Below are 12,437 nucleotides of genomic sequence, written 5' to 3'. Positions count from 1 at the left end.
AAAATTAAAGATATTTTACTCACCAAATATTTCTAAATAGTTAACACTATAGGAAGTATCGATGATCTTATTGAAAATTATGAAAATCAGATATCAAAAATATTAAACATAATTAGTATGTCGTTATCTGATAAAAATCTCATTCCTTTTGAATATTACTCGCCACAAATTATCAAATCTGGTATAAAAAAATATAATAATACCAAGAATTATTTGGACACATCGTCCGTAGAAGGTATTAACAATATTTTACAATTTGATTCATTCAACTTTGAGGACAGACCGTCTAGAGCAAACATGCAACCAGTGGTTGATTCAATATGATTCGCCAAGATGAAAGACTCAAAAAAGGTAATTATAGTGACAGAAAAAGATGATGATTTACTTAATAATTATATCTTTTCAACAGGATATTTAGGAGTCGAAGCTACAAACAAATTACCACTATCATTTCTAACAGGTATTACTTTATCACCAAACTTTTTTGTTCAAAGAGACCTTAACTCTGCAGGGACAACCATGGCTGGGATTAATAATGAAACATTTAATAAAATTCTTGTCCCTAAACTGTCTAATGAAGAGATAAACAGTTTCAACAAGGAGTTTAGTCCTTTAGTTATTCATTTAGCTTCTTATAGAAGAAAAATAAAGAAGCTTAAAGAATTGAAGAATCTACTATTGAATAAATATTTCTAGATTTTAGTACCTTCCATAAATAGGAGGTATTACAATTTGAAAGAATTTATTTCATTTTTACAACATCAAAATTTAACAAAAAATACTATTGATGCTTATGTTATTGCAGTTAAACAGTTTAGTGCAGAATTTAGTGAAATAACAAAGCAAAATTTATTAGCTTTTAAATCAATATTAGTTGATAAGTATAAGGGTAAAACTATTAATTTGAGAATTCAAGGAATCAATAAATATTTGGAATTTTTAAAGAAAGAAAAATTAAAACTAAAATACATAAAAATTCAACAAAAAAGTTTTTTAGAAAATGTTATCAGCGATGCAGATTACGAGTTCTTTAAAAACAAATTACTCAAAGACAAAAATTATGAGTGGTATTTTATTGTTAGATTTTTAGGAGCAACTGGTGCTAGGATTTCTGAGCTTATTCAATTCAAATATGAGCATTTAATAAGGGGTTATATAGACCTTTACACAAAAAGTGGCAAAATAAGAAGAATATTCATACCCGTTAGATTAAGAAAAAAAGCGATAGAATATTACGATTCTATCACTAGAACACAGGGTTATCTATTTCTTAATAAAGATGGCCATCAAATTTCAACCAGAGGCGTAGCTCATCAATTAAAATCACTAGCAAGAAAATACAATATGAATTTAAATGTGGTTTACCCTCACTCTTTTAGACATCGATTCGCAAAAAACTTTTTAGAAAAATGCAAAGATATTGCATTACTAGCAGATTTAATGGGACACGAATCTATAGAAACCACTAGAATTTATTTGAGAAAAACAAGCGAGGAGCAACAGGAAATAGTTGACAAAATAATTAATTGGTAAAATATTTATTAAGCAGTATAGATTTAATATCTAGACATTTAGATTTTAACATTTTCACTTTAACCAATAATTCATAAATATAATTGAAAAAATTAATTTCATCATTGATAGGTTCACAAGCTAATAGCATTGGTATTGCTTTGGAAGCATGCAAAATTGTTGTGCCTTGCGAATTATCTTTGATAATAGACTGATTTAAATCGCTTAATAGTCCAAAGAAAGCAAAACCTTTATTTTCAGATATTACTTTATATATTCCTGATGAGTAAGCACCTGTTAAACCGACATTTACCCTTCCAGGAGCGCCATCAAATGCTATTAAAGTATCATCTGAGTTACATGTTTTTAGGTTTTGCGCTTTTTTTATGTAACAATTTTTTAATGAATCTAAATCACCGACTCTTAAGTACGGAATAAGACCATCTCTATTTTGAGATTTTTCTATATAGTTGCTAGAACCAACCTCTATTCCTTTGTCAAATATCCCATATTTCGAGAAGGGAACGTGATTTCTAATAAAATTCAAGGAGTTTATTTTTCTTAATCCAATAGATTTAATTTTAGTCTCGATTAACTCATAATTTTCGATAAGATCATCGACGCTTCCTATAGTGTTAACTATCTGTATTAAATTTGAGAAAAATAACTGCTTTTTTATATAATAATTTCGAGGTAAAATCTTATGTTTAATGAAGCTACTATTGAGAATAGCGTTATAGAACTTTTAGAAAAAAATGGTTTTGAATTTTTAAATTTTGATGATTCATGACTAAGTGAAAGAAAGCTTGATGAATTCATTAATAATGAAGTTCTTTTAAATTCGTTAATTAAAATAAATAAATTTGATGATTTAGAAATACTTAACGAAGCAATGAATATGCTTATGAGAGTTGATAATCCTTCTTTATTCGTAAGGAATTTTTTAGTTCACAAAATCTTAGTAGAAGGTGTGACAATTGAGTCAAATAAATATCAAGTTAACCCTCTTATTAAATTCATTGATTTTGATAATGTAGATAATAACACATTTCAAGTAGTTCATCAAATTAAGTTCAACGAAGGAAGATCGACCAGAATACCAGACATAGTTGTGTACATAAATGGACTTCCTTTAATTGTAATGGAACTTAAGAGTTTAGTTGAAGATGCTACTGGAGCAACATTGGAAGACGCTTACAATCAATTAGGCGGAAGCAGCGAGTCTAATGGATACCGTTATGATATTCCAACTTTATTTAATTACTCTGCTTTTTTAGTAATTTCTGATGGAGTAAGCACTAGAATCGGAACATTGACTTCTAAATTCGATAGATACAATGAGTGAAAAAGCGTTGATGGTAAAAAAGGTTATGATGCTAATTATGCATTTAAACTAAATACCTTCATAGATGGAGTGTTTGAAAAAAGCAGATTACTAGATATTATTAAACATAATATTTTCTTTATTCAAGACAAAAATGACAAACCAGTTAAGATAATCTCGCAGTATCACCAGTATTTTGGGGTGAAAAAATCAGTTCAATCAATTTTAAATAGCATTAAGTCAAACGGAAATGGTAAAGCTGGTATTGTTTGACATACTCAAGGTAGTGGTAAATCATTTTCGATGCTAATGCTTGCACATAGATTATTGATTAACAAAGACTTAAATGTTCCAACTATAGTGGTTTTAACAGATAGAATCGACTTAGATGATCAACTTTATAAAACTTTCTTTAGTGCGCGTAATTACCTAAAATGCGAACCTCAAATAGCTACATCTAGAGAAGATTTAGTTAAGAAGCTTAAACACATTAAACAAGGTGGAATAATTTTTACTACAGTTGGTAAATTCGATAAGCATAATTTACCAAAAAATGAACGTTCAAACATTATCGTAATGACTGATGAAGCTCATAGAGGACACTATGGAATTTATGAGACTGTTCATTACGAAAGAAATAAAGAAACTGATGAATTAGAAGCAGTTTTCAAATATGGAGTAGAAAAGTATATTAGAGAAGCATTACCTAATGCTACTTTTATTGGATTTACTGGAACTCCGGTATCAGCAAAGGAAAAACAAACAACAGACATTTTCGGTGATATTATCGATGTCTACGATATGACTCAATCAGTTATCGATGGTTCAACAGTAAAACTTTTTTATGAATCTAGACTTGCAAAAGTTTGGACAGATCAATCGATATTGAATCAAATTGATAATTACTATAATGATTTAGTGAAAAATGAACAAGCAGATAATCAAGCAATAGAAAAATCAAAACGTGAAATGAGCAAAATTAAAGTCATTTTAGAAGATGATGACATGATTGATTTATTTGCTAGAGATATTATGGCTCATTATTCTGAGAGAAAGGGTACTTTAAACGGAAAAGCCATGATTGTTTGTCAAACTCGTCATGCAGCTTTAAAACTATATAAGAAAATAGTTGATGAGATTGCACCTGAAATGAAAGAACAAGTAATTTTAGTTGTTACTGAATCTAATAAAGACACAGAAGAAATGCGTAATCTATTTAAAGATTCTGCATATAGAAAAGAGTTAGGTGAAGAATTTAAAAAAGATACATCAAAATATAAAATCGCAATTGTAGTTGATATGTGATTAACCGGTTTTGATGTACCCGACTTAGACGTAATATATTTTATTAAGAGACTCAAATCTTATAATTTAATGCAAGCTATTGCTCGTGTTAATCGTGTTTATCCAGGTAAGTATTATGGTTTAATTGTCGATTACATAGGTCTAAATGAAGCATTGAATGAAGCATTGACAGAATATACAGATAGAGACAGACAAGAAAATGTTCAAGATGTAAAGAAAGAAATTTATGTCATCTTGAAAGAAAAATTAAGTGTACTTAATGAATGATTTTACAAAATTGATAAAAGCAAATTCTATAGCTCTAATGATCACGAAAGATTTGAAGCTGTACAAATCGGAACAGAATTTGTGTTGCAAGATGCTAAAAGAGAAGATGCATTTATGAGTGATCTTTCCTTTTCTGTAAAGCAAGCCTTTGTCGTTTGTGCTGGTATTTTAACTGAAGAAGAGAAAAATGATGTTTATTATTACTTAGCTATTAGAAGTTTTATTCTAAAGCTTAGAGCAAAAACTCCAACTGTTTCTATAAAAGAAATGAACGAATATGTTTCTAATCTTCTAGCTGATGCTATTAAAGGTGATGAAGTAAAAGTATTAACTCAAACAAAAGAAGATTCAAGTAAAGTTATTGAATTGTTGAGTGAGAAAAACATAGAAGAGTTAAGAGTAAAAAATCCTCCTCATGTGTTTGTTCAAATTGTCAAGAAGTTACTTGAAAGAGCAATAGCTGAATCTAGAAAAAATAATTATTTTAAATCTCAAGAATACAGTAAAAGATTAAGAAAAATCTTAGAAAAATATAATGATAGAGATGCTATTTTTTCACCAGAACAAACCATTGTTGATTTAGTTGGATTCGCTAGTGAAATGGTAAGGGACGAACAAACAGCTAGAGACCTTGGTGTATTCGGAAGAGAAAAAGCGTTCTATGATGCTTTAATTAGAGATAAATCAGCTAAAGAATTACTAAACGATGAAACGCTTAAACTTATTGCTAGGGAATTAAAATCAGTAGTTGAAGAATACGCATCAACAGACTGAACCCATAAAGAATCCACAAGAGCAAGAATGAGAACAAAAATAAAAGAATGTTTGAAGAAGTATAATTATCCTCCAGAATATCAAAAACAAACTGTAGATGATGTTATTAAACAAGCTGAATATATAATGAGTGAAGATTAATCTTCAACTTATTTAGGATATCAAATTCGACTTAAAAGAAATATTACAATTAGACTTTATTACTTATTAAACGATTGTTTTAGTAGGTAATAAAGTCATTTTTTATTCTTTTGATAAATTTTCAATAAAAAAAGAACAGCTAACGCTGTTCAATTTATCTAATAATTAGTATTCTGTTGAATGCTCTAATGAATCGATGCTTAATTCAACAGAAGTTCTTTTTCCAAATGATTCAATTTGAATTGTAGCGATATTTGAGTCTAAGTTTAATGATTTAATTGGGCCAATTTCACCTTTAAATGGACCATCTAAAACTACAACTAAATCATTAAGTTTAAGTCCTTGTAAGTTTTTACCTAAGTTAAATAAGTGTGTAGCTTCTTCAGCGGCTTTTTCCATTTTTCTAATTTCTCTAGAAGAAACAGGTGTAGGCTTTGCTCCTTTACCAGATGATCCGATGATACCTGTAACATTTTGTGTGTTACGTACAACGTATCAAGCTTCATCAGTCATATCCATATTTGCAAAAATGTATCCAGGGTAAAGATTTGTATATTTAACCTTGTATTCTTGACCTAAACGTCTTTTTTCTAATTCTTTAGCTGTTAAGATAGGTTTTTTAAAGATTTTAAAAGCGCCATCTTGTGTCGCATATTGATTAAATGATTCTGCAACATTTTCAGCAATAATACGGTTATTTAAAGCTTCGATAACTTGTTCTTCTTTTCCTCTAACAGTAGAGATCATGTATCATTTAAAATTATTCATAATTCACCTTTCTAAACTGAACCAATTACTTCTCATAATTTTGTAAATCCAATTGTTACTGCATAAACAAATAAAGCAAATATAGCTGTAAAAACAAGAATTTTAACAAGGTTTATTCAATTTTCTCTTGGAGTTGCTCAACGAACACGTTTAATTTCTTTAACAGTCTTTCTAAAGAAATAAATTTTATTTCTGCTTTCAAATCTGTCTTTTAAAGACATTTTTGCTGTTTCGACTTTTTCAGTTTTTGCTTTCTTATTTTTTCTCATAATTAAACTTCTTCTTTGTGAATTGAGTGTTGTTTGCAATGAGGACAATATTTTTTAATCGCTAAACGTTCTGCATTTCCAGCACTTTTAATTGTCACGTAATTTTTCTTTCTGCATAATTCGCATGCAATCGATACCTTGTTACTTTTCATAGTGTTTTAATTTTACCACAACATTACAATATACATTAAGTAAATGAATGCTATGTAATAGGTTTAATTGAAATTATTTACATGTGCAAAAAACATAACACATTACTTTCTTCATCTAAATATTGATCTCACTTTTGCAAATGCTAAACGCACTCCTAAATTAACTGTTGGGACTAAATTACCTCTAACTAAGCTTAAAAATAATCTATTTCTAAATTGATTCTTAATAATAAGGCCAATAAGCATAATGTTGTTAGAACTAATAAGCTTCATTTTAGGTGTTTTTAGTATAAAGTTGATTGTTTCATTAATGATTTTATTTTGCATTTTAGTCATATTTAAGTTGTTCAATAACTTATCTACATATTTATCAAGAACTTCAAAATCTCTTCTTGAGAGATATTTATAATCAATCTTGCAATAGGCTAAAATGAATTGAATTAATTTATCCTTATCAGTGAACAATTGTTCTAAAACAATGTTTAGAAACTTCGATGATATTTGTTTAATTAGCTCTTTGTTTTGGATAACAAAACTATTAAAGTAAGTTTCGAAGCTAACAAAATGTGAACTTGATAAAAAGTAATCTTTAAAAATAATCATAAATTCGTCTAAATCATTTTTTACTAATGAAAAATCTAAATTAAACTCATAATCAATCTTTCTAATATCGATTGGAATCTTAATAAATTTTCTTTTATTTAACTCTCCAAGGATAAAATGAATTAAATCAATTATCTCTTCTTTGAAATTAGGGTACTTTTCAAAGAATTTTTTTGTTATATCAAACAATGTTTTTTCATTTGAAACTAAAAAGAATTGTCAAAACTTATTAAGCGAAATGTTTTTGTTTCTAGTAAAGAATTTTTCAACATTATCAATCAATGTAACAAACTCTTGATTATTAGCTAAAAAGTCAATTAATGTGTCTGTGAATTTTAGTGAACTGAATTTATTTTCAATATATTCAAGTACGTTTTCGTCATGGAAAATCTTACCAATGAGTGACATAACATTCTCATTTAGAAGTGCGCTGAAATTAAGAGTGATATCTAAACCTTTAGTTAATTTCTCAGTAATCAATGAATTGCTAATTGTGCTTATATAAATTCTAATTAGCGAACCTTCTAGAACACCTAATTCTTTGTATCAAGTTTGAACAAGATCAATAATTTTGTTATCCGGGTATATTGGAATACTTCTAAATTTAGTTCAAGTAAATTTATTTAAATGATGCTCTTTAGCAAAATTTAGATAAAGCTTCTTTCCAATGTATTTATAACATTTCTTACTGCAATGAATATCTAAAAACAGCTGATATCATTTGCGTTCATTTCTTAAGCATTGTTCAAAGTCAAATATTTCAACATATTTAGTATTTGTTGCTGTAGAAACTTCTACAAAAATATTCTGAAATACCTTGTATATAGATTTAAAAATAGAATAACTTTTGTTTAAAAGATTATTTTTGTTTTTAAGAATCAACTTGTTAAGCACAGGTAATGAAGCGATAGGATAATCGACTAAATAGATTTTGCAATTTGTATTAACTTCTTTAATTTTGTTAACTAAAACAATATATTCATTAATGATTTGCTGTGTTGTACGTTTAATATTTTTCAATAAATCATCAATTTGTTTATTTTGAAGGTAGTAATCTTTTTGAGACATTACTTCAACTAAGTCTACATAGGAAATACTGAATAAAAATTCAATTCCACTAGAGTTTATAAATAAGTAATCTGCTTCCTTAATTTCTTTTAAATATGAATCAAAATCATAATTAAAACAAGTGTGATTAAATTTTTGAGCTAGAACTTTATTTATGTGCATTAGCTCTCTTGTTTCATCCGTGAACTCTTCTCCAGAAACGATATTAATTCAAGTGCTAATCTTGCTTGCTGATAGGCCTAAATTGCTATATTTAATGTCTAAATTTCTACCAACATTCTCCTGAATTAACTCAATGAAATAGTCTGAATAAGCATAACCTAACTCATCTAAATTTCCATATGTTCCAGTTCCTTGAGATAAATCAAAACCTTGCGCTATTGAGTCGCCAATAAATACAAATTTTTTATTTCTAAAATTGCGATTATTCATATTACTAAAATATTAGCACATAATATAAAAAGAGAAAATTTACAGACAGAGGATATAAAAACCACTTAACTTAAGAAAGTTAAGTGGAAATCTAATAGACATTGTAAAAAATTAAATAATAAAATTAAAGAAAGGTGTTTGACATTTAACAGAAAATGTCTAACTGATGAGAGAAGAAAAAATAATGAATTTCGGTTCATTTAGAACCAATTTTGTATTTGCATATAATAATAAGGTCTTATATTGAATAAAAGTCAATAAATGGAGAAATATAAGAAATTAAAATACTTTTCAAATGTTTAGAAAGGAATAATCCAACAAATGAACTAAAACCATATTAAATTTTGTTTTAGAAACCATAAAAATAAACTATAAAAATTTAATAAAAAACCAAAGTGAGTAATGAAGAACATAAACTGGAAAGTGAAAAAGAGTTTAGTCCCCACAACATACAAGAAGATAACCGTAATTTTGAGAAGTACCTCAAAAATTTACACTAATAAAATAAAAAGCAACAAGAGAAAACATATTAATTAAACTTACGAATTTTCCTTAACCCTTAAAACTTAAATTCAAGTTTAATTAATTTTGACCATCCCACACACTCCCCCAAGCAACTGAGATGATACGTTTTCATAACCTAACACTTACCCAATGTTATTAATATGCAAGAATGAATAATTATTGGAAATAAAATCCAAGTAAGTTGACCTAAATACGGAAAAAACATAGATAGAATCAAAAAAGGTCTATACATGCATATTTTGTAAGTGAAAAAATAAAAGAAATATAGAGGGGACAAAATCGTCAGAGAATAAAAACGATTTGTCTCAAAAAATATAAATATAAAAAATAATGGAGCAACAAGCAAAATATAGCTTGTTTACAAAAAATGTTACAAATTAAAGAGATTTTTAAAATCAACACAAAATAATTTGAAAAATCTACTGCGTTTTATACCATAAAAAAATTATCTAAACTTATGTAAATATACGATAAATATATATGAGAAAGAAGAATTAAAAATTTGGACATATAAGTTAACATAAGCTCTATTTAACTTGATATCAATGTAGTAATAAGGTTGTTCGAACAAATAATGTCAATATCAATTGATGAACCAACATTTAAATCTGTCGCTTTCATAACTGAGTGTTTCTTTTTATAACTACTATTTAAAAAATTATTTCTTGAGTGTATTTTTTGAGTTTTAATTTGATAATCAAGTTGTTTTGGACTATGTGAGTTATCAACTACACTATTTCCCATGTCTATTAGAATTTTTTGTAAATTTATCCTTTTGTTAGCAATACCATCATCAAAAATATATTGAGAGTTAATTTCTGAGTGGAAGAAATTCAGAGTCTTTAACTTTAATTTATTTCAAATGAATGATTCAAAATGAGAATAGGATTTAAAATCCATACAAAAAACTTCTGAAGAAACTTCTAGAAAAATTTCTAAAAATTCATGAGGTATAACATTTTTAATTTCTGCTAGCTCAATAGATACCTTGCCAAAGACTCAACTAACTTTTCTAGACAAAACATCTATTGACTTACTGTGCTGTATACTGAAAGCAGAAATGATTTTTGAAACTGAATAATACTTGTCATTTTCGAGTTTCAAAAATTCAGAGAGAAACTTATCGTTCAAATGATATTTTCTTATCATTTAGTTAATGCATCGAACACAATAATACCTGTTGCTACTGATACATTTAAAGATTGCACATTCCCCCTTTGTGGAATATAGATTGTTTGATCTGTGACTGAAAGCACACTTTTTGATACTCCATCACCTTCGTTACCTACAACTAAAATTGTAGGTCTGTCATATTCCACCGTTGTGTATGGGAGAGCTTTTTCATCTAATACAGTTGAATAAACTCAATAACCTCTTTTTTTGAGTTGAGTTAAGGCTGCATTAAGACTATTAACTCTGTAAAAATTCATATTTACAAATCCACCTGATGAAACCTTTAATACAGTTGAATTAATTACAGCTGCATTATCTTTAGGGAAAATAATATGCTTAATTCCCCCAGCATTTGCTGTTCTTATAATTGCTCCAAAGTTATGTGGATCTTGAATTTTATCCAACACAAGAATTGGCGAATTATCCTTATGCAATCTTTCTAAATCGTCAAGTCCCTTGTAATTAACAGATTTTAAGATTGCTTTAAAACCTTGATGGTTTTCTTTTGTTTCTTCATCTAAAGTTCTCTTATTAGTGATAACAATTTTTATACCCCTTAAAGTGTTATCGTCTTTAAAGTACTTTAAACTTCCTTCATCAGTTATGTGTATTTCAGAAATATCTAATTTATTATTGACACAGTCAATAACAGAATTTTTCCCATACACAATTAATTCTCCCACTTTTTTAGTGGTCATATCATATTTTTTTTGTTTTTCGTGTAATTTTTTCATATTTACCCTATATTAAATTATTTTCAATCAATTCGTTTCTTAATTTGTCGGCATTTTGATAATCTTTTTGAGCTAAAAACTCTTGTCATTTTTGATAAATTGGAACATATTTTTTGTAATCGAATTTATTAAATTCAAAACCTAACTTATCAAAAATATATACTAATGTAGCTATGTCCAAGGTGTTTTTGTCTTTATTAATATTTTTAATTAGATCATTAATAAGTTTATTAAAGTCAGAAAATCTCTGCTCAAAAATATATGTGAATGCTTCTTTAGCTAATTCATTGTTAATTTGTGAATCGTTTTGTTTGTTTAATAGTGCATTTAAGAAGTAAATTTTGCTAATTTTCTTGAAAATCACTTCAACATTATTAATTAAATTCTCTTCAATATTAATCAAACCTGTAAATGAGTTTAATAATAAAATCATTTTAAAATAGTCAGCTGAATAATTTTTAAGAAAGTCAGAAGCTAAAATTACGTTTTGTAATGACTTAGACATCTTAATTCCATTTAAATTAATTTGACCTGTTCTTAATCATTTATTTGAAAGCTGTTTTTGATTTAAAGCATAGAATTGAATATTTTCATTTTCATGGTGTGGGAATGTTAAGTCCATCCCTCCTCCGTGAATATCTAAACCAGAATCTCCAAAATGTTTTTCAATTAAGGCAACACATTCTGTGTGTCATCCTGGTCTACCTTCACCAAAAGAAACATTGTATTTAACACCCTCAGTTGTGTTTTTTCATAAAGCAAAATCAGCAGGTGATTTTTTATTTGAAGAAAGTTCACTATCTTCAAATTTCATGTTTTCAATTTTTTGATTTGAAACAATACCATAGTCATTTTGGTTTTTTATGACATCAAATCAAACATTACCTTCATTATCTAAATATGCATTATTCGATTTGATTAATCTTTGAATAAAGTTATCAATTAAATCAATGTTTTTGGTTATGTATTCAATGTCAGTTATAGTGTCAACACTGAATTGTTTAAGTAAATATAAATATAAATTACCATACTTTTCCGATACTTGAGTTTCTAAAACACCTTGCTCTTGGGCTTTTTTGATAATCTTGTCATCAATATCAGTAATATTATGAACAAATTTATATTCAATTCCTAGTTGCTTCGCAGCTTTTAAAATTAAGTCCATAGTTACAATCGGTCTCATATTTCCTATATGAACATCATTGTAAACTGTGGGTCCACATACATATATTTTTAACATATTGTTATTATAATAAAAAATAATATTTAATTACCATTTTATATAAGCAAAATTAACTTTTATAACTATGTATAAGGTACATAAAACTAGTTGTTTCCTAGCTATATAAAAAATATTTTTTAATATAATAGATATATAAAATATATCTAT

Annotated in this window: 11 protein-coding genes; 3 read left to right on the top strand and 8 right to left on the bottom strand. The window is 27.3% G+C overall.

Going from position 1 to position 12,437, the window contains the following annotated elements; translation table 4 throughout:
- Positions 1-117: 117 nt before the first annotated feature.
- Together VBM88_RS01960 and VBM88_RS01955 are read left to right on the top strand one after the other, a co-directional pair.
- The gene (locus VBM88_RS01960) at positions 118-696 is read left to right on the top strand and encodes a hypothetical protein (protein ID WP_323680318.1); all 579 of its coding nucleotides are present in this window, start codon (positions 118-120) and stop codon (positions 694-696) included.
- A gap of 36 nt (positions 697-732) precedes the next feature.
- Positions 733-1,533: a tyrosine-type recombinase/integrase gene (locus VBM88_RS01955; RefSeq protein ID WP_323680317.1), complete on the top strand. Its 801-nt coding sequence runs from the start codon at positions 733-735 to the stop codon at positions 1,531-1,533.
- On the opposite strand, the gene VBM88_RS01950 is transcribed toward VBM88_RS01955, so the two are convergent.
- Positions 1,523-2,059: a hypothetical protein gene (locus tag VBM88_RS01950; protein ID WP_323680316.1), complete on the bottom strand. Its 537-nt coding sequence runs from the start codon at positions 2,057-2,059 to the stop codon at positions 1,523-1,525. The two genes, VBM88_RS01955 and VBM88_RS01950, sit on opposite strands and share 11 nt — an antisense overlap.
- A 156-nt stretch (positions 2,060-2,215) precedes the next feature.
- Between VBM88_RS01950 and VBM88_RS01945 the strand changes: the two genes are divergently transcribed.
- On the top strand, positions 2,216-5,323 hold the full coding sequence (locus VBM88_RS01945; protein ID WP_323680315.1) for a type I restriction endonuclease subunit R: 3,108 nt from the start codon (positions 2,216-2,218) through the stop codon (positions 5,321-5,323).
- Positions 5,324-5,488: 165 nt separating this feature from the next.
- On the opposite strand, the gene nusG is transcribed toward VBM88_RS01945, so the two are convergent.
- The 7 genes from nusG to VBM88_RS01910 form a co-directional block, all read right to left on the bottom strand.
- The gene (gene nusG, locus VBM88_RS01940) at positions 5,489-6,091 is read right to left on the bottom strand and encodes a transcription termination/antitermination protein NusG (RefSeq protein ID WP_323680314.1); all 603 of its coding nucleotides are present in this window, start codon (positions 6,089-6,091) and stop codon (positions 5,489-5,491) included.
- 11 nt (positions 6,092-6,102) lie between these two features.
- Complete coding sequence (gene secE, locus VBM88_RS01935) at positions 6,103-6,360, bottom strand: preprotein translocase subunit SecE (RefSeq protein WP_257089435.1); 258 nt, start codon at positions 6,358-6,360, stop codon at positions 6,103-6,105.
- A 2-nt stretch (positions 6,361-6,362) separates the two neighbouring features.
- Positions 6,363-6,512 (bottom strand): 50S ribosomal protein L33, encoded by a 150-nt coding sequence (gene rpmG / locus VBM88_RS01930; protein ID WP_257089433.1) that lies wholly within the window; start codon positions 6,510-6,512, stop codon positions 6,363-6,365.
- A gap of 102 nt (positions 6,513-6,614) precedes the next feature.
- The gene (locus VBM88_RS01925) at positions 6,615-8,615 is read right to left on the bottom strand and encodes a hypothetical protein (RefSeq protein WP_323680313.1); all 2,001 of its coding nucleotides are present in this window, start codon (positions 8,613-8,615) and stop codon (positions 6,615-6,617) included.
- Positions 8,616-9,671: 1,056 nt separating this feature from the next.
- Positions 9,672-10,244: a hypothetical protein gene (locus VBM88_RS01920; protein WP_323680312.1), complete on the bottom strand. Its 573-nt coding sequence runs from the start codon at positions 10,242-10,244 to the stop codon at positions 9,672-9,674.
- A 38-nt stretch (positions 10,245-10,282) separates the two neighbouring features.
- The gene (rlmB, locus tag VBM88_RS01915) at positions 10,283-11,047 is read right to left on the bottom strand and encodes a 23S rRNA (guanosine(2251)-2'-O)-methyltransferase RlmB (RefSeq protein WP_323680311.1); all 765 of its coding nucleotides are present in this window, start codon (positions 11,045-11,047) and stop codon (positions 10,283-10,285) included.
- Positions 11,048-11,054: 7 nt separating this feature from the next.
- Positions 11,055-12,287, bottom strand: coding sequence for a cysteine--tRNA ligase (locus VBM88_RS01910; RefSeq protein WP_323680310.1), 1,233 nt, complete (start codon positions 12,285-12,287; stop codon positions 11,055-11,057).
- Positions 12,288-12,437 lie beyond the last annotated feature (150 nt).

The organism is Mycoplasma sp. 1232 (assembly GCF_034863345.1).
In the GTDB taxonomy this organism is placed as follows: domain Bacteria; phylum Bacillota_I; class Bacilli_A; order Mycoplasmatales; family Metamycoplasmataceae; genus Mycoplasmopsis.
The sequence above is the reverse complement of the archived record's forward strand: the minus strand, read 5'-3'. Positions and strand labels throughout refer to the sequence as shown.